We start from the raw sequence: 24,443 nt of genomic DNA, 5'->3' as shown, positions 1-24,443 counted from the left end.
CGATATGCTGCCTTTCAGCAGATGCATTAGCCATATGATGTATCGTCTCAATACCCTGTTTGCCCATTTTGCCTGCAATCCCCAGTGGGGGAATATGCTGGTCAATAGTACCTGGTACAGGTATGAGCCGCAAGGGAACAGGGCAGTCTGTTTTACCAAAGACCAGATGGAGCAGTTCATGGCTTTTGCCAGGGCCAATCCCCTGCATTTCCCGGGACCGCATTTCCAGGTGCTTTGCACAGGGGAAGATTTTGAAATCCCTCTTGGCGTGCATTGGGCAAAAAGCAGGAGCGCCCCATTATTTGATTTTATCCAAAGACCCACACGCAGCCGCTGCCAAGGATGATGAGCCCTGCCGCCACGCTGTTCTTCTGGATCAAAGCCCGCAGGGTGCAGTGCCCTATGAGCTGGATTTTCAGGCGGCGGGCAGGATCGAGATCTACAGGGAGATATAAGGGGGATGCTGCTCTCAGCTCGGAGGGACCTGTAAAAATAGCCTTCATTGTTGAAAACCGGCCTCTTTTTGAAAACTGCTGGGCCGGGCTCCAGCCGCTGCGGAAAACAGCATTGACAAATGCGGAGATCTCGATGGGGTGCCAAAAACATGCCTTGCTGATTTTAATTTGAAGCCAAATTCCTATGCTGGTTTTACATAATTCCCATGTTTGAGGTGGTAATTATGTAAAATTTCGCCGTTGGCTTGTTTTGGGGACTGCCAATCCCTACCTTGAGAAATTATAAACCAGCAGGGGAAATAATCTGATTTTAGGGATCTGCCGGCGGCTATGGCGGGCAAGCCGGCTTCGGGGATTCTTGGATGAAGGTTTTATGCCGGCGACAAACCAACATATTATGGGGGAAGATCCAAAAAAAATCATCTGCCTTGCCGATGACGACGAGGACGACCGCATGCTGCTCCATGAAGCGCTTCTGGAGCTCGCAGAGCCGCTCAGCATATTGGAGCTCTGCAGCGCGCAGCAGCTCATCGATCACTTTTCCAAACCCGGGCAAAAGCCGGCGGATTTTATATTCCTGGACCTGTATATGCCGGGCATGGACGGCTTTGAGTGCATCGAAAGGCTTAGAAGCACTGCTATGGCGGGCAGCAATGCAAAATTAATTGTCTATTCCATTGATTCTTCCAGGGAAACAATGCAGAAGGCATTTTCCCTCGGCGCGGATTTTTATGCCGTGAAGCCAAGCAGCTATGGGGATCTGAGAAGCCTTGTCCAGAGGGTCATGCAGGCTTGCTGGGAGGATCTGGAGTCTGGGCAGAGGATATTCCATATTGGGAGATTGTGAGCACAAACACGAGAAAGCCGGTTTGATGCGCAGTTCTGGGAGGCAATAGTTTTAGGCTTTTTTCAGGTCTGTTTTCAGGTCTGTTTTCAGGTCTGTTTTTAGGTTTGTTTTTAGGTTTGGTTTTTTAAGGAGCTTCTTCCCGCTATGCGCTCCAATCTTCTGCGCCGAAACCCGGTGCAGAAGGATTTCCGCTTCTATCCTTTAGGTTTATCAGTTTCAAAGTAACGAGTTCCATCTGTTATATAGCTGCGAATATAGCTGGATGATTTTTTTAGTGTTCTTAATAAATGATCGAATCTATTCCCTGCAAGCTCAAAATTAGAATTTCCGTCTTTTATTATATTTAAGTAAATTTCACCATTATCACCTTCTTTATAAATTCCATCTGAATCCAAAACGTAATAATTAATATGAGTAGGGGCATCATACAACGAAGCATATGCATCATTGCTATTCTTAGCCGATTTCATTCTCTGATCTTTAGGAATTTTAAATTTGAGTGTGTCCACTTTGTTTAACTGCATATTCGGAATTTCCTTTTCCAATTCATAAGACAATACCATCAGATATTGTTTTTTTGTCTTTTTATATGTAAAATATATTTCAGAATAACAATAAACATTAGGACTGGGGTAGTCTTGAGGCTTGATGCTTTTAAATTTGGCCTCATAATCTTTCAGCTGTTTTTCAGAGAAAGATTTAGGAGGAAGAATGAATGAGTTTGCTTCCTTAGCATAGTCTTTAAATGCGGGAGGATAATTTTTTGCGCAATATCCCCAGTACCATGAAGGCTTGTAATCTGTTTCTACTGGTTTATGAGCATATATGTAATACGGTGTCTGGTAATAAATGATTTTATCTATTGTTAAATGCTCTAATTTTTCATAAGTTTTAGTTTTTTTATTATTCTGATTTTGTGCACATAAAACTAATGGCAGAAAAAAGAATAATTTTAACAGAATTGAATATTTGAATTTCATAATTATATTTATTTTATATTTTGTTAATTAATCGGCACTATAAATTATCCATGGACTGTATGGAATATCCTGTTCGTTCCATATAGGAAAGCTTCCAGCAATAATTTCACATTTTTCCTCTAATGTTTAACAGAAAGATGGTTAAAAACAGTTTTACAGCTCGCACTGAAAAGTATTTAAATTTCAATTTTGTTTTTTTTAAGTTAATTGTATGACAAATCTATAATATTGGACTATTATTTTTATTAATGCTTTAATTTTTGATAAATTATGTATTTAGATGTCTTTTTGTTATTTTTTTTAAAATTAAATGTCAATTAAACACTTGTTAAAATGATTTAAATGTAAGAAATATGTTAATTTACGGGATTCCTCATTTTGAAAAATGGAGACAATTTTATTAAAAAAAAGAAAAAAAAATGCTACGAAGCACCTCTATAAGCTATATGATATTTTTTACTTATTGTGAAAGTGACTATATTTGAAAAAATAGATTAATGAAAGTGCTAAAATTTCCTTTTATATTTTTCCTTTTTATGTTTGCCAGTGTCAAGAGTACTGGAGCAAATAATATGGCAGGAAATGAAGTAAGTTTTGAAACTACAACTACTTATAAACTGCTCAAGATGGACACTGTTTTTTATGGAAATAACAGCATTGAAATAGATTCCTATAAAAAAATGTTTAATAAAGCAATAGAGAGGATAAAAGGTAAATTTTCATATCATGAAATAAAAAATGCAGATTCTCTGGTAGCTGTCAGCATACTTAAAATTATCGACAGTACATTGACAGAAGAAAATTTTCTTTTCAAGACAGGTCAGAAAAGGAATTTTGACTTTTTGACTGGTGCTATGAGAGAGCAGTTTAGTTTTGAAAGTGCCGGTCTGAGGCAAAATGAATATAGAGAGAAATATTGGCTTAACAGAAAGGAAAAATTATGCAGATTTATTGATTGTGACCTCTATTGTGAAATTTACATTGGAATAGGGCAGATGGCGGGACTTCCGTTGAAAATGGTTGAGATTCCAAGTCATAATTACATTAGATGGTTATTTGCGGATGGAGGGTATATTGTCTGGAATGGAAATGACGGTAAAGTGTATGCTGAAAATAAGATGGAATGTTACTATAAGCTGACAGACAGTAACAGGAGTCATTATCTTTTTAACTTTCAGGAAAATAATATTTTAGGGTATTATCTGTTTTTGATCGGTATGAATTTCCATTTTAGGAATCCCGTGGATTTGAACCGTGCGAAAGAGTTTTATGAGTTGTCGATAGAACTTGATGGCGATAGACCTTCGACCCTTAATAATTATGTATGGCTTCATATAATGAGTCCAGAGCTGGATGATAGTTTCAAAGATAAAAAAATGATGGTCTACATTGATAAAGCGATTTCTCTGGAAAAGAACTTGAATTTTTACGATGCAAAAGCATGTCTTTATGCTCTTCAAGGGAATTTTGCAGAAGCTTTGAAAGTTCAGAGTGACGGATTAAAACTTTTACACGATCCGTTCTTTAAAAGGAAGAAAGCAGAGAATCATTTTGAATGTTTCTTGAAAAATGAAGTTTGCAGGGAAATCCCTTAGATCCTTATTGATTAAAAATTGAAATATGAATTCCAAATTGAGTCAATGTTTAGCATAACTTAAGATTTTTTCTAAGGGTCTTTACTTTTATTCGTTTTTTAAGGAGTAATAACCGGTAACAAAATTAATTTTTTTCTTCATTATTGGTGTTCGAATCTGTTAAGTTATCGAATGGTAAATCAACTACCTGTGCTGCTTTTTATATAAATATATACACTCAAGCAATTTTGCTATTATTTTAAAGAAACAAAATGATAGCAAAAATGACTCAAATTTAGCGTGTTTAATAGCATAAATAAAAAAATGGCGCCAATTGTCTTCAATTGGCACCATCTGGCTGAGTGACCTCGACTAGACAAATTACAACATCATTTTTGGATGATTTGAAGAAATTGGCTTTCTATATGTAGTGGTCTGTCTTCCATTGGCTTTGTAAATTTGGTTTAGATGTCCTGTTGGGGATTGATGCAAAAATTATAAAAACTCAAGTGGCAAATTTGTAAGAAACTCCATTTATTAATTTGTAGAAAAATAAAGAGCTGTTTTTTTAAGACAGCTCTAATTAGGTTTTTCAAGTTAGAAGTATAAGCTTACTAATTCAAAATACTGGGAAATAATGAAAAACCAAAGTACTTTTATGATTGCATTTTAATTCCAATTACATCAGATAATTAAAAGAGTAGTGATTTTTAACAGCAGCCATAAGGTAAGCTCTTTGTTTTAGTTTTAGATTTAGCATTATGTTTGCTGTAGTACGTTTTCCTTGCTTGACAGCATATGTTTGATCGTTCGCTTAACATTGTCAGCATAATCTGATTAATTTACTTTCTGTTTTGAATTTTAAGAATTACTTAGTCTTAATATAGTAACTGGATGAACATACTTTTAAAAAGGCTGTCTGGCAAAGACAGCCTCCCTTCACTAATAAAATAAAAAAAATATTCTGAAGCTATTTTCCTGATTGGCTTTCAGGGCTCATAATAACTTCGACACTGCTCGAACTATCCAAAACGTGCTTACTAAACTGCTGAATAGTTTTTGGGTTAATTTTAGAAATTAGATTTTTATATTCTTCATCTGTTGAAAACGGAATCTGATTTAAGCTGTAATTGTACAAGGCTGTAGCCCAGAAAGCATTTGTTTTAAGCGATTCCTCACGGTTTTTCAGCAACGCTTTTTTAATGTCTTCCAGATCATCTGCATTGACCGGATTGGTTTTTAAATCATTGATTTCTTTCCAGACAATCTGCATTAATTTTTCCTGTTTCTCAGGGTTGCAGTCAAAAGTAAGGGCAAGGCTGAAGGATGGTTTTGGAATGATTTCCAAATTACCGCCAACATTTACGCCGTAGCTGCCGCCTTCTTCTTCTCTAATGGTCTGCAGATATCGTTTTGCAAGCAATTCGCCGATAATATACATTGTCATCGCATTTTTTTTACTGTACTCTGTTTTTCCTGAAAGATTCAGGTAGACAGTGCTTTTTGCCACTTCCATAGGACGTTTGAAATGCACCACTGTTTTTCCTTTTTTAGGACCAATATTATGATCTGTAAAAGTTTCTTTTACAGCAGGATTTGATTTTAAATTTCCGATGTATTTCTGAATCATTTCTAAAGCACCGTCTGGAATATTACCAACAAATACAAAAGTAAAATCTGAAGCATTTTTGATTCGGTCTCTGTATATACTTTCGGCTTTCTGCAAATCAATGTTCTGCAAAAACTTTTCATCAAAAATAAAAGTCCTTGGATTGTGATTGGAGTTGGCTAAAGCAACAGAATCCTTAAACGTATTTGCGTTGTCTTTTTTGATAGTTTCTAAACGGCTTTTATACTGTTCTTTTAGAATATTGAAAATATTTGGATCAAAGCGCGGTGCCTCAAAAGAAAGGTACAACAGTTGCAGCATCGTTTCGAAATCGGCTTTGTTGGAACTTCCTTGGAATCCCTGCGTATTTTCGCCAATAAAAGGGGCAGACTGTGCTACTTTACCCGTTAGTTTTTCTTTTAAAGCGATATTATCAAAATTGCCTAAACCAGATGATCTTGCCATTGTGGTTGCAATTTCGGCAGAAGCCAGATCTTCAGTTTTAATTAAAGATTTACCGCCTTTAGAAAATGCGGTCAATACAACTTGATCCTGAGAATAAGTGGTTGGCAGTACAATTACATTAGCGCCATTTTCTAACGTATATCCTTTTGCAGTTGTAATCCTAGGTACTTCAAATGTTTTTTTGATCGCAGCAGGCTTTAATTCTTTTGCAATCAAAGGTTCCTTGTTTTCCTTTTTGGTATAAGGTTCCAAAGTCTTGTTTTCGACTTTTTTCATTATCTGAACCACCGCTTCTTTAGTTGGGAAATTGACTTTATCCTCCTCAGAACCCGTTACCAATACCACTTGGTTTGTTGGCTGCTGAATGGTTTTGATATAAGCATTTATTTCTTCTAACGTAATGCTTTTGATAATGCCGACAATCAATTTATAATCGTCTTCGGGAGATAAAAAAGGTTTTGCTTTCAAGAAATAATTCGTCAGTTTTTCCGACCAAGTGTCGTTGGCTACCTTATCTTTATTACTTAAAAAATCATCATACGAACTAATAAACAGCTTTTTAGTTCTGTCCAATTCAGCCTGTGCAATTCCAAAACGTTTTAAACGTTCCGCTTCTGTATAAGCATCTTCAAAAGCTTCAAGTGTTTTTCCTTTTTTGGCTGCAGCCGTAATATTAAAAGAAGTATTTAATCTCGAAATAGGCTGAAAATAGGTTTGTAGACCTAAGGCAGCACTTTGGTTTTTCAAAATCAATTCTTTGAAACGGTTGTTTAGAATATTGGTGTAAAAAGAATTCATCACATTTTTACGGCTCAAAATACTGTCTTTTACCAACGGTTCGTCCAAAACATACTGTAACGTAATTGTGGTAGAAGAAGCTTCTTTATCAGACGCTGTACCAAAATACAATTCATCATGTTTTGGAATCTCAAAATAGGTGCGAGGTGCTGGTTTTTTAGCTAACGGAATTCCAGAAAAAATAGCTTTTACCTTTTGTTCCATTGCTTTTACATCAATATCTCCCACGATAATTACCGCTTGCAGATCAGGTCTGTACCATTTTTTGTAATAGTTTCTCAATTCAGGATATTTGAAGTTATTGATGATATTTAAATCACCAATAACGTCTCTTTTACTGTATTTTGAACCTTTGTACAAAACTGGATCCGTCTGCATTTTTAAACGAAAATCACTTGTACGTCGTGTTCTCCATTCTTCTCGGATAACACCTCTTTCGGCATCAATTTCTTCGTTAGTTAAAGAAAGAGAGCCCGACCAATCGTGTAAAACCCAAAGTGTAGAATCGATTAGTTTTTCGTTGGTAACCGGAACCGTGCTGATGTTGTATACTGTTTCGTCCTGAGCCGTATACGCATTAATGTCTTTTCCAAAACTCACACCATTTTTTTCCAGCATTTTAATGATGCCTTTTCCTTTAAAATGTTCGGTTCCGTTAAAGGCCATATGTTCTAGGAAATGCGCCAATCCGTTTTGATTGTCATCTTCTAAAATAGCGCCGACATTCTGAACAAAGTAAAAACTCGCTCTGTCTTTTGGCTCTTCGTTATGCAGAATATAATAAGTAAGACCGTTTTTTAATTTCCCGGTCGTCACGTTTTTATTTAGCGGAATTGGAGTTTTGAACTGCGAAAATGCGCCTTGAAAAGACAAGGCCATAATCGCAATGATGATATTTTTTTTAGTATTCATTTTTTTTGAATTTTATCTTCTATTTCGTCGAATCAATAAGAAAGCACCACTTAAGATAATCAGCAATGGAAACAGACCAATAAATACAATTTTGTTGATGAAAACCTGATTAGAATTGATTGTAATTTTCTTATCGGTATTCTCTGGACGAGTTGTGTCAATTGGGAATTGAGAATTACTGAACCAGCTGAAAATGTCTGTTACAAATTGGAAAGTTCCAGACCCGCCGCGGCTTAATTCGGCATTGCCCATAAAATCAGCATCTCCGGCCACAATTATTTTTTGTGTTTTTCCATTGATGTTTCTAGTTAATGCTGCTACTAACGGAATCTCTTTTGTAGAAGGCTGTTTCTTCAAATCTTCTGAAATAGAAGTAATTCCTGCCTGAGATTCCCATGCTGGCTGCTTATTGGTTTTTAATAAAGGGGTCACTTTAAATCCGGCATCTTTTGATGTTTTAATACCGCTGCTTCCTAAAAGAGGAATAACGTTATTGATTTTGCTTAATTTTATTACAGTAGAATCAATATCTTTTTGAAGTTCGGTTACTAAGAAATCGGGTGAGTTGGTTTCGCTTTCCTGAACTAAAGTTTGCTTGGTAAAACTTACTCCCAATTTATCGGTAATTGCAGCTAAAGCCGAATTGGTTTCAGGTTCTGCTAAAAGCATTAGGTTTTTTCCCTGATCAATATATTTATTGATACGGTCAACAGCACCTTGGCTTAACTGTGTTTTAGGATCGGCAATGATTAGAATGCTGGTTTCTGACGGAATATCCTGTGCATTGATATCTACAGAAGCAACATCAAAACCTTGATTGATAAGAGAGTATCGGAACGAAACTTCATTAAAACCTGTTTTGTAATTTTTGTCTCCGTTTTTATCCACACTTCTTTCCATATTTCCAGTGGCAAAAACAATTTTTGGAGCAGGAACAACCAATCTTTTTAATGAAGCTGAAATTTCCTTCTCCATCGGAACTTTAAATAAATCGTCAAAGAATCTTAGGAAAGTCTTTTTTCCATTATATTCAACTGTTCTGACAACGCGGTTTTGTTCTGGTTCTAAATCGATGATTTTTTTCATTTCTTCGGGAGAATATAACTTTTTCAGTTTCATATTCTGCGTTTCTACCAATTTCTCTGCCAGCTGTTTATCATTCAATCCAGGGTTTTGAGCATATAAAGCTTCATTGTTTGATTTCGCATAATAATAGACATATTCCATTTCCATTTGGGGCAAAAAACGGGTATATTTTTCGAAACTAGCAATATCTGAATTTTGTGAAACGGGTAATACCATGAAATAATTGATATCCAATAAGTTTACGTAGGTGGTTAACTTAATTGGTCCTTCAATTTTCTGAACAATATCTAAACTGTTTTTGGTCAGCGTTCTGCTTTTGGTGCGCGACATATCAGTGTACAGCGTAAGCGGCGCTCTTGAGGTAATGTATCCAAGAGATAAAACGATAGTGATTAAAAGGGTGTATTTTAAAGCTCTTTTTGATACCGTCTGCGCATCTCTTCCCGTTTGCAATTTGTAGATACTCAATACAATAAAAAGACTGCTTACTAAGACAAAGTAGAATACGTCTTTACTGATGATTAATCCTTCCAGCATTTCGTTGGCACGTCCAGCGATGGAAAGGAAATAGGTAATATCTTTTACGATTTCGACATCCTGCCAAAGTTTTCCAATAAAATTTAGACCTGCCAAAACCACCAAAGTGCTGATGGCTGCTACAACCTGATAAGAAGTCAGACACGACATAAAAAGTCCGATCGCAGCATAAGTACAAACCAATAAATAAAGTCCGATTAAACCTGAAATGGCAAACTTAAGGTCTAAATTTTCGATAGAAAAATAAGCAATAGCAACCTGCAGGCCTAAAATTGCAATGAATAAAAGACAATAAGCAGCAATAGCCAGGTATTTACCTAATACAATGTCTTTAATTCTAATAGGAGAAGAAAGTAGTAATTTGATTGAACCGCTGTTAATCTCACGGCTTACTAATCCCATCGTCAAAAGCGGTACATACAGATAAAGATAATTCTGCATTTCAGTATATAATCCGCTGAAACCAGAAAAAACAACCTGTGATAAATTGTCCATGCTTTGTCCAATTTTCTGCGCTTTTTCGAAACGTTCGATGGTATTGAAAAATTTCCAGCTTGACTGGATTGAAAATATTACTAAAACCACCCAGGCAACAGGCGAGTAGAACATCGTGTTGAGTTCTGTTTTAGCAATTCTATATATTGTTTTCATTTGTATATTTTTTATTTAAGAAAGAATAGCGTTTTTAGATGGGGCTTTTTTAGATAACTGAGCAAAGATTTCGTCTAGTGAAACTTTTTCAAATTGAATTTCACGAAGTTTCCAATTTTTCTGAACGCTTAATGAGACGATTTTTTCAGCAACTTCTTGTGTCCCTGTGAAGGTAATCTGAACTTTTTTAGGAGTCAGGTAAACCGCATCTGTAACCTCAGAAATTTCTTTGAATGCCTCTACAGCTGGTGGGTTTTCAAAACTAGCTGTTAATTTATCCGCTTCAATATAATTGTTGAAAGCTTCCAGCGTATCAGAAAAAACCATGTGTCCGTTTTCAATCATTTTGATATCCTGGCAGGTCGCCTGAACTTCAGAAAGAATGTGAGAAGAAAAGATGACGGCTTTATCCTGTGCTATTTTCTTAATTAAATTTCGAACTTCCAGAATCTGGTTGGGGTCTAATCCGTTGGTTGGTTCATCTAAGACTACCAATTTTGGCTCGTGAATAATAGCCTGTGCAATACCCACACGCTGTCTGTAACCTCCCGATAAGTTTTTAATCAAACGGTGGCTGAAATGCGAAATCCCGCATTTTTCTTTTGCCTTTTCTACCGCATTTCTTAGATTTTCTTTTGGGACTAATCGTAACTGCGCACAGTGAATCAAGTATTCATCAACCGTTAAATCCAAATGGAGTGGCGGTGTCTGTGGTAAAAAACCAATTAGTTTTTTGGCTTCAACCGGGTTTTCTTTCAGGTTGATTCCGTCGATATAAATATTTCCTTTGGTTTGGTTTAAAACGCCGCAAAGAATATTCATAGTAGTCGATTTTCCGGCTCCGTTAGATCCTAAAAGGCCTAAAATCCTGTTTTCTTTAATTTCGAAATTGATATTTTGAATTGCCCAATCCTTACTGTATTGATGCGACAAGTCCTCAACTCTTACAATAGTTGTTGTTTCCATAGTGTTTTTTAAAATCGCAGGAGTGAATATTACACATTCATTCCTGCGTGACTTTTAATATTTAGTATCCTGAATTTTGGGTTAAGAAGGGATTAGAACGAATAGCCATTTCTGGGATTGGGAAAAGACTGTCTGTAGACGACCAGATTTTCCCGCTTGTAGCTCCAAGAACTTGATCGATACTACCGCTTCTTTTAAGATCGAACCATCTGTGGCCACACTCAGCAAAAAATTCACGTTCGTTTTCTGCACTAATCAAAGCAGCCAATTGAGTAGGATCGGTTAAAGTAGTTGAAGTTAATAATGCTCGGCTGCGAATCACATTAATATCTTGTTGTGCACCAGTCACGTCATTCGCTTTTAATCTAGCCTCAGCTCTAATTAAATAAAGCTCTGCTAATCTTAAAACTGTTGAACGTTCAACAGGAGTTGCTACATAAGCATTTTTGTATTTTCTTGGTGCTAAATAAGTTGTTCCATCACTTGCAGCAGCACTGATTGTCCAGTTTGTTTTTCTGGCATCGCCAGTTTCAAACATGGTATTTCCTTTTCTTAACAAATAAGTGGCACCAGTACCAAATAACGCTGCACCCTCATAGGTATAAGCGACGTTGAAATAAGGAATCTGTAAGATTGCTTCTGTATTATCAGCGATAAAAGGACTGTTAGCTGCTGTTAAACCAGTAATCATTTTATAGGTTGCATTTTGAGCAATTACATTGCTTGCATGTGCAGCTGCTTCGTTCCAGTTTCCTAGATAAAGATTAACTCTAGCTAACAAAGCTTCGGCTGCCCATTTTGTAGCTCTAATACGCTGCGAATTATAAGAAGTATAATTTACAGGAAGATCAGCTGTAGCTTCTGTTAAATCTTTAAGAATCTGATTGTAAATTTCAGTCTGTGAAGCACGCGGTGCTAGAGCAGATTGATCTACATTGGTAGTTAAAACCAAAGGTACATCACCCCAAATATTGGTCATATAGAAATATACATAAGCTCTTAAAAATTTAGCTTCGGCAATCCAGTTTTTGCTTTTAGCGGCGCTTAGTGTAGTACTTCCATTAATTCCTTCTATAACACTGTTGGCATTGTAGATCGTTTTATAAAATTCTGTCCACATTGCTCCTACACTGGTATCTGTTTCGATCATTTCATTTGAAGTGTAGACATTTTGAAGCTGTGTTCTTAAAATTAATTCATCTGAAGTTTGTCCAAGAACGGCATGTAATGAATTATAATAAGTGCCCACATTCATACTGTTGTAAATTCCATTTACGGCCGCTTCAGCAGTTTGGTCTGATGCATAGATGGTTTTAGCAGATAATTCATTGCTCGGAAGATCAACATCAAGCATCTCTTCGCAGCCAGTTAGTCCAATTAAAAGGAAAAACGATGCTATATAGGTATATTTTGTAGAAATATTTTTCATGTCTTTTTAGCTTTAAAATGTAAACTGAGTTCCTAAAGTGATAGTACGCAATGGAGGCAATGCTAATCCTTGAGTTTCTGGATCAAATCCTTTGTACTTCGTAAAAGTTACTAGGTTTTGTCCTTGTAATGAAACACGAATATTTTGTATAAATTTCTGTGCTTTCTGATCTAAAGGAATGTTATAAGAAGCACTTACATTTTTTAATTTGATGTAAGAAGCATCTACCAAAGTAGCCGATGAACCTGCATAATTAAAGAAACTTGCTTGGTAGTTTGAACTTAAAACATTGCCTTGAGCTAGATATTCGTTGTATTCATCAACTTGGTAATTAGCAAGTCCGTACGGATATCCTGGCTGTACTGCGATAGAAGACAGCATGCTTCTTCCTTCTTGTTTAACAAATTGAAATAAAAAGTCTAATGAAAAGTTTTTGTAACTAATTGAGTTTGATACCCCTCCGTAATAATCTGGGTAAGAAGGACCATAATATTTTCTGTCTCCTCTTCCTGTGTCTGCAAAACCAGTAGTGATTCTGCCATCTCCATTAGTGTCTTCAAACTGTGCAATGCCACTTGCATTTACACCTGTGAAATTGTATAAATATCTGCTGCTTAAAGGGTTTCCAACCACATAAGTAGTGTAGTAGCTTGAAGTTTCTATACCAGGAAATGATAATAATTTGTTCTCGTTTTTAGAAATATTGAAAGATGTAGTCCAGTTTAAGTTTTTAGTATGGATATTAGTTGTAGTCAATGTAAACTCAATTCCTTTATTCTCAACTTCAGCACCTAAATTTGCCTGAAAACTTGTAAAACCAGCCTGCGGACTCAATGTTGCATTTACCAACTGATTTCCAGAAACGTTTCTGTAGTAAGCTGCTGTAACCGAAATACGATCATTTAAGAAACCAAGATCTAAAGCCGCTTCGAATTTTTTCGTTACTTCCCACTGATAGTTAGGATTTGCGATTCTAGTTGAAGCCATAGATGCATTTCCAACTCCGTAAGTTCCTGTAGAATAAGTATTCGCATAACCGTAATCTCCGATAGAGTCACTACCGATTTCACCATAACTTGAACGAAGTTTACCAAAGCTCAGCCATGAACTTTCAGATAAGAAACTCTCTTCTGTAAATACCCATGCAGCTCCAACAGAACCAAAGTTTCCGTAGCGGTTATTCGCTCCAAAACGAGAAGAACCGTCTCTTCTAAAGTTGACATTGAAAATGTATTTGTTCAAGAAGTTATAATTGATTCTACTAAAAAATGAAGCATATTTATATTCAGAAGTACCATTGTAAGAAGTCACAGTTGCAGCAGTTCCTGTAATTCCAAGAAGGTTGTCAGAGCTATATCCAGAAGAACTTACATAAGACGGCATTTCCGATTTTCTATTTTGCCAAGAACCTCCAACTAGAGCTGTAAAATTACCTTTCCATAAAGTGGTGTTGTAATTTAACTGTGGATCAATTGTAAAGTTGTTGGTATAATTAGTTCCAACAGTATAAGACCTTGAAGCGTTTAACGAAATATTATTTGCTGTATAATAGACATGATTCATTCCAGAAGCTGGCAGAAATTGTTTAGAAACCATTTGAGCTCTTCCGTAACCTAAATCTGTTTTAAAAGATAATCCTGTTGCAAGTTCGTACTGAATACTGAAACTTGTAATTAAATTATTTCCTTTATCCTCAACTCTACGATTTAAAGCTGCTAACGGATTGACATCACTAGAGTAGGTTGGTGACCAGTAGTACGTTCCATCAGGATTATAAATCGTATGGTTAGGAGCTGTATTTACAGCATAAGTGGTTATGTCATAAAAAGGAAGTTCATTTTTATCTGCTGAAAAGATAATCGAAGCACCTATTTTTAGTTTTTTGTTAAAAGTATAATGGTTTACATTAAAGTTTGTAGAAAATTTATTGTATCCAAAATCACCAGGGAGTACAGTTGATTCTTTATGATAAGCACTGCTTAATAAGAAATTGGTTGTATCATTTCCGCCTTTTAAACTTGCAGAGAAGTTATGAAAATTGGCAGCTCCTCCAATTAATTTTTCCTGCCAGTTCGTATAAGCATTTTGATCAAAATCGGTTAAAGCAATTCCAGTACTGAAATTACTTGGCTGTGCATTAGCATTGGTTAGTGCCGTGCGAAGCATATTCAAGTAAGTTGGAGTATCTAAAGTCTTAACCATGTGTGCTACTTCGGAAATTCCAGAATTAGTGTTTACAGTAAATGTTGTTTTCCCGTTTTCACCTTTTTTAGTAGTAATGAGAACTACACCATTTGCACCTCTTGATCCGTAGATTGCAGTTGCATCGGCGTCTTTAAGAATTTCAATGCTTTGAATGTCATTTGGATTTATAACATTTAATGGACTAGTTGATTTTTGAGCACCTCTAATTACTCGATCGGATTGTACTTGCTCTTTAATATCATCGCCAATGTAAGGAACACCATCAATTACATACAAAGGAAGATTATCGCCCGCAATAGAATTTGTTCCGCGAATACTGATATTCATGTTACTTCCTGCATATCCGGAAGTTTGTGTCACAAATACACCAGGAGTTCTTCCCTGTAAGCTTTGCAGAATATTAGTTATGGGCTGTTTTTCAATATCTTCGGCAGTAATTTTAACTACAGATCCAGTTGAAGTTCTTCTAGTGGTTGTACCGTATCCAATAATTACAACCTCGTCTAATTTTGCCAAATCAGGCTGCATTTTGATTGTGATCGAAGTTTGGTTTTCAACTGTAACGTCCTGTGTTTTATATCCTAAATAAGATATTTTTAAGACATGTTTTCCTTTTGGAAGTTCAATAAAAAATTGCCCATCAAAATCAGATATTCCTTGCTTATTGCCTCCTACAACTGCAACAGAAACACCAGGAAGAGGTTGTCCGTTTTCATCCAGCACTTTTCCATTCAGCATAAAGTTTACCTCTTTATCATTGTCTGTTTTTTCAGTATTGGAAGCAGTTTTGACAATCTCTTTTTTATAAATCACAACATTTTTATCTACTTGTTTATAGACCAAATTGGTGCCTTGAAATACAGTGTTTAAAATATCACTAACAGTTCTGCGTCCGCGCTGAGTAGTTACTTTTGGAAAATCTTTTATGATCTGCGGCTGATACGCAAACAGTAATCCCGTTCTGTTTTCTATAGTTTTAAAAAGCGTTTTAATATCCTGATTATGCAGTTCAATGTCAACAGAAATGGATTCTAAATTCTGACCACTCATTTCAGTTGCGAAGATCATATGAGTGCCGCAGGTCAGCAAGAAAATGTGGAATAAACTAATTCGCATAATCATAATGGTTTTTTTTGACAAGTGAAAAAAAGACGAATTCTTTTCACTGTCAAACATGGTTGTTTTACAGCGTAATTTCATAAATTTGCTTGTTTTTTAATGGTTACTGGATTAATTGTTAAAAATCTAGGCCATCTGGTGTAGGAGCTAGATGGCTTTTTTAATTTAGTTTTGGTTAATTGGTCTTTGTTTTTAAGGTTAATATTTATTTTCGAAAGCTTTCTAAGTAGGAGGTTAGTCAGCTTTGATCTTCTTTACTCTTTTTTCTTTACTCTTTTTCACAGCCTTTTCCGTCCAAAATAACAGCTCCAGCTTTGTTGTAATGATATTCAGTTTCTATAACACTGCTTATTACTTTCAATACATGATCTAAATCTTCTTCGTTTAAGAAACTTGCTGTTATTCGGCAATTCTTAATTTTATCATTCGAGATCAAAATCTGCACCTTGTATTTTTGAGAAATTAAAGAAGTGGCTTCTGCCATATTAATATCATCCAGAATTAAGTAATTGCTTTTCCATTCGGTTACAATGGCCGCGCTTACGTTATTCTGTTCAAAATTTAAAGTGCTTTTGTTGACTTTAATCTGCTGATTAGGAGTGATTACGCCAAATATTTTTTCGGTATCTCCAACCTGAACTTTACCGCGAGCAACTGTAACTTCAATGCTGTTAGAAGAATTTTGAGCATTAATATTAAAAGCAGTTCCTAAAACTCTAGTCTGAATTTTACCAGTGTGTACGATAAATGGTTTTTCTGGATTGTGTTTAATATCAAAAAAAGCTTCTCCAGTTAAGGTAACTTCACGAGTTTTTGAGTCAAAAGAATTCTGATCGTATTTCAGTGTACTGTTATCGTTTAACAGCACTGTACTACCGTCAGGAAGATGAACCAATTGTTTACCGCTAAAGTCAATTAAAGTATTTTGCGCTACAACAGCTGGTGTTTCAGGTGTAACAGTTGGCATTGTTGCTTTTTGCTTAAAGAAGAATGAATTTCCTAAAGCAATTAATAAAGCAATACTTGCCGCTGCAAAAAGCGATTGTAAAAGGATTTTTCTTTTTCGTTTTGGATTTAAATCCACAACCTTAGGTTCATTTTGTGGTTTAGATAAAATATAATTCAGAATATCGTCACTCTGTTTTTTATCCATTACATCTGTAACGTAATCTCCTTTCAGCATCTCGTGAATTTTTTCCTTCAGAAAATCGTCATGCTCGCCTTGATGCATTATTTCCATCATTTGCTGCTGTTCTGCATCAGATAGATTATTCTGCAGATAGCCTTCAAATAACTCTTCGAACTTTTTTTGCTGCATTTGTTTCGTTAATTAAATTAGTACTTGTTTGTAAATGATAGTTTGGAGTTTTTTTTTTTCAGCCCTTCTAATTTCAGGGATAGAACACGTTTTGAATGTTCCTTTTATATAAAGACCATTTAAAAAAGGGGAGGGAGTAGTCGAAAGTGAAAAAAATGTAAAAAAAATGTAAAAAAATGGAATAAGGTCTTTTTTGAAAGAAAAACCTTTAGACTAAAGTTTGGAAAAAAGCAGCAATGACATGAACATATTCATGTAAGGAGAAATTTTAAGACGTATAAACTTCAAAGCCTGAGCCATATGTTTTTTAACCGTCTCTGTTGAGATGCCTAAATCTTCACCAATTTTTTGATGGCTTAGTCCGTCTCTTTTAGCCATTTGATAAACTTTTTGCTGTTGAGGCGGCAGCTGTTCTACAATTTGATTTAAAATGGTATTGTACTGTTCGTCTTTGATATTGCTGTCAGTATCAATAATTCCAGCTTCTTTCTGATTGAATTCGGCTATTTGACTCGTTTCTCGGGCGATTTTTTTAATCGAATTGAACAAATGATTGCGTGAGATTATATAGAGGTAATTTTCAAAATGAGTTACTTCTGCTAAATTCTCGCGATTCTGCCATATTTTTAAAAAGATGTCCTGAACGGCTTCTTCTGCTTGAATTTTCGATTTTGTAATTCGTAAAGCAGTAGAATACACATTATTTTTATATTGATTGTACATATTGGTAAACGCAGGCTCACTTCCTTGAGACAATTCAAGAAGAAGTTTTTTTTCGTCTATATTCGAATTTTGAGCCATGTTTTTGGTAACAATCAATTCAGCAATATTATTTATTTTTTTTGAAATGAAGATTATTTATCGATAACAAGCCTCGAAAAATGTTATTTTACCATTTTATCATTAAAATAATAAATTATCGTAAAAATAAGTAATGCTCTTTTGCATAAAATTCAATAGTGTTTTGTTTTGATGTTTGATGTATTGTAGGTTAAGTCTTGTTTTAATTAAAAATTGAGCAGAATAGAATTAAAATTTGATTCTTTTTTGAAGTATATTTATAAAAAGTATAGATTTGTCTTTTTTTCAGACCCTTCTTTTTTTATCAGAAAATTATTCAATCTTTAATTTGATTTTTAATTATGAAAAAAAAGTTGTTTTTAATACTCAGCTTAAGCTGTAACATTATTTTTTCGCAAACAATCAAAAAACCTTTGATTGGTGCGATTACTTTAAAGGACCTTAAAACAGATATGTACCAGATGGCCGGCGATCATTTTAACGGTCGGGAAGCCGGTACTCTAGATGAATTAAAAGTATCCATGTGGCTGGCTGAAAAAGCCAAAGAAGCCGGAATGTCACCAGCGGGAGACGATGGTACTTTCTTTCAGTTTTTTGATTTATACCGACATAAGGTTACCAATAATACCAAATTTAAAATCGGACAAAAAGAATTTAAATTATGGAATGAGGTTCTTATTGCCGAAACGACAACAAAGAAAGTCGAAGCTCCCATTTTATTTTTAGTTAACGCTTCTGCCGAGGAAATCAGAAAAGCAGATGTAAAAGGAAAAGCTGTTGTAGTATTGGCCTCTAAAGAGGGAATTTCAGATAATATTTCGCTTTTCGAGAGACGTTATCCTGGATTCGTAAAACAAAAATATTATGAAGATTTAGCTTATAGAGGTGCCGCAGCTCTTATTATCGTTGCAGATGAACTGGGCGAAAAAAGCTGGTCTGAGGTGGAACCTCAAATGAAACGAGGTGTTTACGGAATTGAAGGATACCGTGATAAAATGCCTGTTCCGCCTAGAATGCCCGCTTTTTGGGTGCACAATGATCAATTAGAATTTCTTAAAAACACAAAAGAGCTTTTATCTGCCGAAGTAGTTTCAGAAACTTACAAATATCCATCTGTAAATATTGTGGGAAAAGTCGAAGGTACGGATGCTAAGTTAAAAAATGAATATGTACTTTTTAGTGGACATCAGGATCATGATGGCGTAAGACAGAAATACGGACAAGATTCGATCTACAACGGAGCCGATGATAACGCAAGTACTTGTGTGGCTATGCTGGCTATTGCAAGGGCATACAAAAAACAACCGGCAAAAAGATCGGCGTTGTTTGTATTTCATGGTTCAGAAGAACGCGGATTGTTAGGTTCAAGTTGGTACGCTTCACATACAACAGTACCGGAAAAAGATATAATTGCTGTTTTAAATGGTGATATGATAGGAAGAAATGATATCAATCAGGCAGCGCTTTTAGGTTCAAGCGATCCGCATCAAAATTCTCCCGATCTGGTAGCTGCGGCAAAAAAAGCCAATGATGAAGGACCAAAATTCGAGTTGGATAAACTTTGGGACAGACCGGAACATCCTGAATTCTTTTATTTTAGATCAGATCATTTGCCTTATGCCAGAAGGAATATTCCGGCTGTTTTCTTTACAAGCGTATTGCACAGCCAGTATCACACGCCAATGGACGAATCTGAAAATATAGATTTTGCCAAACTGCATAAAATGACAGACTGGATCTATAGAACGGGCTGGATTTTATCCAATCAAACTGAACGGCCAAAAGTGATTCCACAAAAAAAAGATCACTAGTTATATCACAAAGATGTCTGCTTTGTCAGACATCTTTTTACTTTTAGATAGGTTTGTCATGGTTCTGTCGCATTTAAGCTAGGTTTTATCTTTGCCTTTTAAATTCTTTAAAATACTCGAACCTATATATTGCACATATTGGTTTTACTAAGATGTTCCTGTTTCAGAGTTCGATGTGCCACGATTCTGCCGAAAATCTTGTATCAATACTTCTAAAAAATATTTTGATGTAGTAATGTTTCGAACTTAATTCTATAAATTGTTTTGTTACAATGTTTTAATTTAGTATTAAAACTTAATGCACCAATTCTGCACCTAAATTCAAATCAGTTTTCTACGAAAATTGATTATTGATAATGTAATAATAATGGAATTTATTTAATCTTAATGTTTGTGGGACTTTTAGTAAGGTTTGTGTATTATTAAGTTAACTGTACAGGATTTACAAATCACTCATATTTATAAGTTAAAGTGGGTTAAATGCTATAAAAAAGGTATAAAAAAAACGCTAAAACCTAAGTTTTAACGTTTTTTTAAGAGTGACGGGGACAGGACAAATTACAACATCATTTTTGGACGATTTGAAGAAATTGGCTTTCTATATGTAGTGTCTGTCTTCCATTGACTTTGTATTTTTGGTTTGGATGTCCTGTTGGGGATTGATGCAAAAATTATACAAACTCAATTGGTTTATGCCATCACAATAATATACAATTCTTCAAATATTATAGAGGATTTGAAAAGGTTGTTTTTGTTATGGTAGAATTGGCTTTCTTTGGCTTATTAGGACTACTGTCTTGGAATTTATATTAATGATTTTTAGGAGCTTTCCCAAGATTAAAAAAACAGATAGTTTTTTGGACGCACTGGATTTTCCCTATTAAATAGTAAATTACTACTTTCTTTTTCAATTTGTGTAATCACTTAAATCTATCATTAGATGATAGACGCTTTTTTGTTTGCCATGAGAACTTTTGGCTAAGTAAAAGGCAGTAACATTACTAAATTTTGCGGAAATGTCTTCCAAACCTCTTGTCTGGTCAATTTGCCAGCGTGCATCATAGGGGCAGTTAATAATGTCATTCTGATATGAGGTCCAGGTAGAATCAAAATTAGGCGAAGGCCCTTTGTAATACACAATCATATAGTAACTTTCAAGATACGTATTATATGTAAAACATTTGTTTATGTGTTTTTCAGTTAAGGCTTTGTCACGACCTGTAAGAACGAATGCCTCACATAATGCTATATTAGACCCATTGGATTGAAACATCACATCTGTTTCTCCGGAACCTTTTCCTGATGCAGATTTGCCTGAGCGTCCCTGATCGTGGCAGCTCCATCCCCAAATCTGGAACCGCAGTCGCAAAGTTGCAATAAGTAAGTCATTATATTTATCTTCATGAGGAATATTGCGGATAGCATCAATTTTTTCAAGCATAATTTTACCTGCTTCAATAATCTCATGTAGCACGAACTCGCTTAAATTTCTTTTATTATTTACATTATCAGGTGTAACTTTTGCTAAGTCTTGAGGGATAAGGGATTTAAGGTTGTTAAGACTTAGCTTGATAGAGGTAAGGGTTTTGTCATGTGTTGCCTCATTCATGATCTTTTCGACCTCAGGTTTTATTACTTCACCATTTTCAATAAGATAATTTTTGGCAGCAACACTGTAGCCGAATGCCATTTCATGAAGTTCTCTTTCGAGGTAGTAGTTATAGATAACAGGAATGAGTTCCTGATTAAATTTATAAGGGTTTGAGAGTGTATTTAAGGTCTGGTCAAATCTTGAAGCATCTTTGTTGGCTACAAAATGATATATATTGGTACTTGATATTTGTTCATCTATTTTTTGAAGAGCACTTTTTTCCTCATCGGAAAGACTTTTTAAGAAATCCTCCCATTCTTTGTTGGCTTTATTTAATGATTGTATATTCATTTACTTTATGGATTTTAATGTTTCGGCATGATAGAGGTAATAGGCATAAGTAACGTTTTTGGGATCTTCTGAGAGAAGTCCCCTAAACAAAGCTGCGGCATTATCATAATCTTTGTCATTATAAAGCTTGAACAGGGCTTGGTAAAATTTCTTCTCCAGTTGTAAGTTCTTATCTACAGGGTGGATCGCATATTTGTTTTTAGGAATCTCCAGTTTGCATAATTCCGCAAAATCTTTTTCTTTGAAGGCGAGTAGCAGATTAATTCTAAAGATGAATTTTTCTGTTTCCGCAGGGAGATGCCTTTTCTTTTCAAAATGAACCTTTATCTTTTCTATGAGGGGCTTTGCTAATTCCCAATGGGTATCGGAATTTATTGCTTCAATTAATGCATTTTCATATTCTGTAACCGTTCTACGGCTATCAATAAAATTATCTATATTGATATTGTCTATCAATTCCGAGATAATAGTACGAGTATGATTTGACTCTATGCTATTTATTGCGGAAAGCATTTTTCCTAACTCAACGCTATTACGATAAAGTTGCTTGATGAAATCTTCTCTTTCGCTAGCTTCAAAATGATTTAACGATTGATGAAGCAGGTCGTGAAGATCATGTTGGTACTGATTATATTTGAAGAAAATAAATGTGTCATCTAATACATCAATCCTGCCATTTGCAATATCGTTGGTGCTAAAGCGTAGAAAATATACATTTATGTATTCTTTTAATTTCCTAAGGACTTCACTAACAGGAAGACCTTCGAGTTCAAATTGATTTTTTTTGTTATTAATGGCCATGTAGGCGATGGTCACTGAAGTTAAGAAAATCCTTATTTTAATTTTTTCTTCGCGATTTTCATCCTCATAATATTCCTTTTGAGGATTTAACGTTAATGCATTTTCAAAATTTTCTTTAAACAAATCAAGCAGGTCTTGCTTCTCAAATTGCAGAAAAAGATAGCCCCAATCAATTATTTCAAAAGCAAACGGATTGTCCTGACGATGGGCTGTGATTTTAACAGTTTCCGGCTGATCGAAATCTTGTCTTTCGATTTCCTTAGCTGTATAGAACCATGTCAAATGAGCATATAAAGCTTTAATTAAATCTTTGGATGACTCCTCCAAGATAGCTGTTTGTTCTGCCTTGATTTCAATTTCGGAAACGCGGCTGTTCATTAATCTTACAAGCTCAATGCATAAATCAAATACGCCAGATTTGAAACATACATATGGAGACTGTGTCTGTATAGTTTCTCCCAGTTCAATAATGAAAAATTGCCTCATCTGCGGAATTATATAAAACATCATCCTGGGTAAAACTAACGGTTGTGGATAACTGCGGAATGATGTTATTCTTTTTGAAGAGAGTTTTCCCAATGCTTTCTCATATCTTACACGATACATAGAATGTACTATTGCTTCATTTGTACCTGTAGTATTATTAGCGAAAAGTTTGTTGGAGCAATCTTTCATAATTATTGAAAGTACTTCTGCCTGTTTTTGGTCTATTGAATGTAAAGCTGAGTAGTGTTCAAGCATCATATCAAACATTTCGAGCCATAAATGATTTTTGGCATCCCATACAGCTTTAGTCCTGTCATCATGTTTGTAGGAGTTCTCCAATAGTTCCGGGTCCAATTCAATCTTGTCTATAAGTGAGAAAGCTAAAGCCGCTAAATCCTGGTGTGTCAAAAGGTAAGGAATTAACATTGGAAAAGCACGCGGGATTTCGCTATAAAATGTCCAAATAAGAGCAGGTTTTTCCATATCTGTCAATAATCTAAGGGCATTTTCGTATGGTTTAGGATGCTTGTCAAAATCCATAATGATTTGCAAAAGAAGACTGGAGTAGCTTCTGGTCTTCTGATGATCGTTAATTTCTTGGAAGAATCGCCCCAACAAAGAAGTACTTTCTACAAAATTGTGCACACTATCATAATTGAAGTGAACTGCTGGTATCTTTTGTCCTATTTTCTTTCCTCTATAACTCTCGCTATCAAACCATATTTTTGTGAATTCAGTTTCTGATTTTTCGAAATCACGTTCAGTTTGTAAAATATTCAGAGCCAAGTCGCGGAGCTCTTTACCGTCTTGCGGTGTAAGAAACCGATTTAGATTGTCTGCCCAAACGCCGGTCATTATGAGCAACTTGAAATATTTTTCCCTATAGTCAGGATCATTTTCCTTAAGCAGAATCCAAAGTGTTGACGCAATTTCATTTCTGAGATGGCGGAGTAGTTCGCTGCTTTTCCATGAAAATGTTGCTGCATCTTTTTGGAACAAAAGGCCTCTTTGAATAAAGTATTTGATGGTTAGCTTTTTATTTGAGTTTCCCTCAACAATACCTTTAAATTTTTTTGCATCAATACTAAGTGAGACATTTTTAAAACATTTGTCATAATAGATTCTTAGGCAGGCAATCAGATCATAAAATTGTTTAGGGGTTTTAATTCCTTTTCCATTGCTTTTTTCATCATCTATATTCCAAAAAAAATAACGTACAACAGATGGCAAAACTATATCCCCCATGCTGGTTCTTATCAAATGGGACTTCTCAAAATCTTCATAGGTTAAGGCAGTTTTATTGGTTTGATTATATTTTTCGATTATAGCAATAAAAGTACTTTTAGTCCTGTCGGTATATTGAAGGTTCAAAATGATCTTACTAATTATAAGCGAGAGGTTATATTTGAGATTGTCCCCTATAATCTTTTGATCGACATAAGATTTATAAGCATTATTTCCGTGGGCTAAACTCGCAATACGAATGCTTAAGGAATTTAATTTGGTTTCTGCCGAAAATGAGTTTAAAAATTTCATAACCTATTATTAGTAATGCAAAGCAATTTTTTCCTAGCAAGATACTTTATTTTTATTTTTTTTTCTTGTCTTACTATTACTTATTTTTCAGATAATTCTGCTTATACAGTCTTTT

General features: G+C 35.1%; 13 protein-coding genes. 3 read left to right on the top strand and 10 right to left on the bottom strand.

Annotation, left to right across the window (positions count from 1 at the left end):
* Positions 1 to 852: 852 nt before the first annotated feature.
* Positions 853 to 1,302 carry a response regulator gene (locus tag BB050_RS19175; RefSeq protein WP_066034721.1) on the top strand — a complete coding sequence of 150 codons (450 nt, stop codon included), beginning with the start codon at positions 853 to 855 and terminating at the stop codon, positions 1,300 to 1,302.
* A gap of 194 nt (positions 1,303 to 1,496) precedes the next feature.
* Here BB050_RS19175 and BB050_RS19170 read toward each other — a convergent pair whose 3' ends face one another.
* Complete coding sequence (locus BB050_RS19170) at positions 1,497 to 2,282, bottom strand: hypothetical protein (protein WP_066034720.1); 786 nt, start codon at positions 2,280 to 2,282, stop codon at positions 1,497 to 1,499.
* 497 nt (positions 2,283 to 2,779) lie between these two features.
* Between BB050_RS19170 and BB050_RS19165 the strand changes: the two genes are divergently transcribed.
* The gene (locus tag BB050_RS19165; protein WP_066034719.1) at positions 2,780 to 3,877 is read left to right on the top strand and encodes a tetratricopeptide repeat protein; all 1,098 of its coding nucleotides are present in this window, start codon (positions 2,780 to 2,782) and stop codon (positions 3,875 to 3,877) included.
* A 949-nt stretch (positions 3,878 to 4,826) separates the two neighbouring features.
* Here BB050_RS19165 and BB050_RS19160 read toward each other — a convergent pair.
* The 7 genes from BB050_RS19160 to BB050_RS19130 all read right to left on the bottom strand — a co-directional run bounded on the left by BB050_RS19160 (position 4,827) and on the right by BB050_RS19130 (position 17,752).
* Positions 4,827 to 7,640: a M16 family metallopeptidase gene (locus BB050_RS19160; protein WP_066034718.1), complete on the bottom strand. Its 2,814-nt coding sequence runs from the start codon at positions 7,638 to 7,640 to the stop codon at positions 4,827 to 4,829.
* A gap of 12 nt (positions 7,641 to 7,652) precedes the next feature.
* Entirely contained in the window at positions 7,653 to 9,914 is a 2,262-nt protein-coding gene (locus tag BB050_RS19155; RefSeq protein WP_066034717.1) for a Gldg family protein, read from the bottom strand.
* Positions 9,915 to 9,929: 15 nt separating this feature from the next.
* The gene (locus tag BB050_RS19150) at positions 9,930 to 10,880 is read right to left on the bottom strand and encodes an ABC transporter ATP-binding protein (protein ID WP_066034716.1); all 951 of its coding nucleotides are present in this window, start codon (positions 10,878 to 10,880) and stop codon (positions 9,930 to 9,932) included.
* A 61-nt stretch (positions 10,881 to 10,941) separates the two neighbouring features.
* Positions 10,942 to 12,309 (bottom strand): RagB/SusD family nutrient uptake outer membrane protein, encoded by a 1,368-nt coding sequence (locus tag BB050_RS19145; RefSeq protein ID WP_066034715.1) that lies wholly within the window; start codon positions 12,307 to 12,309, stop codon positions 10,942 to 10,944.
* A 12-nt stretch (positions 12,310 to 12,321) separates the two neighbouring features.
* Positions 12,322 to 15,714, bottom strand: coding sequence for a TonB-dependent receptor (locus BB050_RS19140; protein ID WP_083219874.1), 3,393 nt, complete (start codon positions 15,712 to 15,714; stop codon positions 12,322 to 12,324).
* Positions 15,715 to 15,901: 187 nt separating this feature from the next.
* Positions 15,902 to 16,951, bottom strand: coding sequence for a FecR family protein (locus BB050_RS19135; RefSeq protein WP_066034714.1), 1,050 nt, complete (start codon positions 16,949 to 16,951; stop codon positions 15,902 to 15,904).
* Between the two features lie 213 nt (positions 16,952 to 17,164).
* The gene (locus BB050_RS19130; protein ID WP_066034713.1) at positions 17,165 to 17,752 is read right to left on the bottom strand and encodes an RNA polymerase sigma factor; all 588 of its coding nucleotides are present in this window, start codon (positions 17,750 to 17,752) and stop codon (positions 17,165 to 17,167) included.
* A 341-nt stretch (positions 17,753 to 18,093) separates the two neighbouring features.
* Here BB050_RS19130 and BB050_RS19125 point away from each other — a divergent pair, with 341 nt between their 5' ends.
* The gene (locus BB050_RS19125) at positions 18,094 to 19,563 is read left to right on the top strand and encodes a M28 family metallopeptidase (RefSeq protein ID WP_066034712.1); all 1,470 of its coding nucleotides are present in this window, start codon (positions 18,094 to 18,096) and stop codon (positions 19,561 to 19,563) included.
* A gap of 907 nt (positions 19,564 to 20,470) precedes the next feature.
* Here the strand turns inward: BB050_RS19125 and BB050_RS19120 are convergent.
* Together BB050_RS19120 and BB050_RS19115 are read right to left on the bottom strand one after the other, a co-directional pair.
* Positions 20,471 to 21,505, bottom strand: a complete 1,035-nt coding sequence (locus tag BB050_RS19120; RefSeq protein ID WP_066034711.1) for a hypothetical protein — start codon at positions 21,503 to 21,505, stop codon at positions 20,471 to 20,473.
* On the bottom strand, positions 21,506 to 24,328 hold the full coding sequence (locus BB050_RS19115) for a hypothetical protein (protein ID WP_066034710.1): 2,823 nt from the start codon (positions 24,326 to 24,328) through the stop codon (positions 21,506 to 21,508).
* Positions 24,329 to 24,443 lie beyond the last annotated feature (115 nt).

Source organism: Flavobacterium anhuiense (genome assembly GCF_001705175.1).
Lineage (GTDB): Bacteria > Bacteroidota > Bacteroidia > Flavobacteriales > Flavobacteriaceae > Flavobacterium > Flavobacterium anhuiense.
This window is presented reverse-complemented; position numbering and strand designations above follow the sequence as displayed.

Coding starts and splice junctions, on each gene's coding strand:
- BB050_RS19155 (WP_066034717.1), bottom strand. CDS start 9,914: ATGAAAACAATATATAGAATTGCTAAAACAGAACTCAACACGATGTTC.
- BB050_RS19145 (WP_066034715.1), bottom strand. CDS start 12,309: ATGAAAAATATTTCTACAAAATATACCTATATAGCATCGTTTTTCCTT.
- BB050_RS19160 (WP_066034718.1), bottom strand. CDS start 7,640: ATGAATACTAAAAAAAATATCATCATTGCGATTATGGCCTTGTCTTTT.
- BB050_RS19140 (WP_083219874.1), bottom strand. CDS start 15,714: ATGAAATTACGCTGTAAAACAACCATGTTTGACAGTGAAAAGAATTCG.
- BB050_RS19125 (WP_066034712.1), top strand. CDS start 18,094: ATGAAAAAAAAGTTGTTTTTAATACTCAGCTTAAGCTGTAACATTATT.
- BB050_RS19165 (WP_066034719.1), top strand. CDS start 2,780: ATGAAAGTGCTAAAATTTCCTTTTATATTTTTCCTTTTTATGTTTGCC.
- BB050_RS19170 (WP_066034720.1), bottom strand. CDS start 2,282: ATGAAATTCAAATATTCAATTCTGTTAAAATTATTCTTTTTTCTGCCA.
- BB050_RS19115 (WP_066034710.1), bottom strand. CDS start 24,328: ATGAAATTTTTAAACTCATTTTCGGCAGAAACCAAATTAAATTCCTTA.
- BB050_RS19130 (WP_066034713.1), bottom strand. CDS start 17,752: ATGGCTCAAAATTCGAATATAGACGAAAAAAAACTTCTTCTTGAATTG.
- BB050_RS19175 (WP_066034721.1), top strand. CDS start 853: ATGGGGGAAGATCCAAAAAAAATCATCTGCCTTGCCGATGACGACGAG.
- BB050_RS19120 (WP_066034711.1), bottom strand. CDS start 21,505: ATGAATATACAATCATTAAATAAAGCCAACAAAGAATGGGAGGATTTC.
- BB050_RS19150 (WP_066034716.1), bottom strand. CDS start 10,880: ATGGAAACAACAACTATTGTAAGAGTTGAGGACTTGTCGCATCAATAC.
- BB050_RS19135 (WP_066034714.1), bottom strand. CDS start 16,951: ATGCAGCAAAAAAAGTTCGAAGAGTTATTTGAAGGCTATCTGCAGAAT.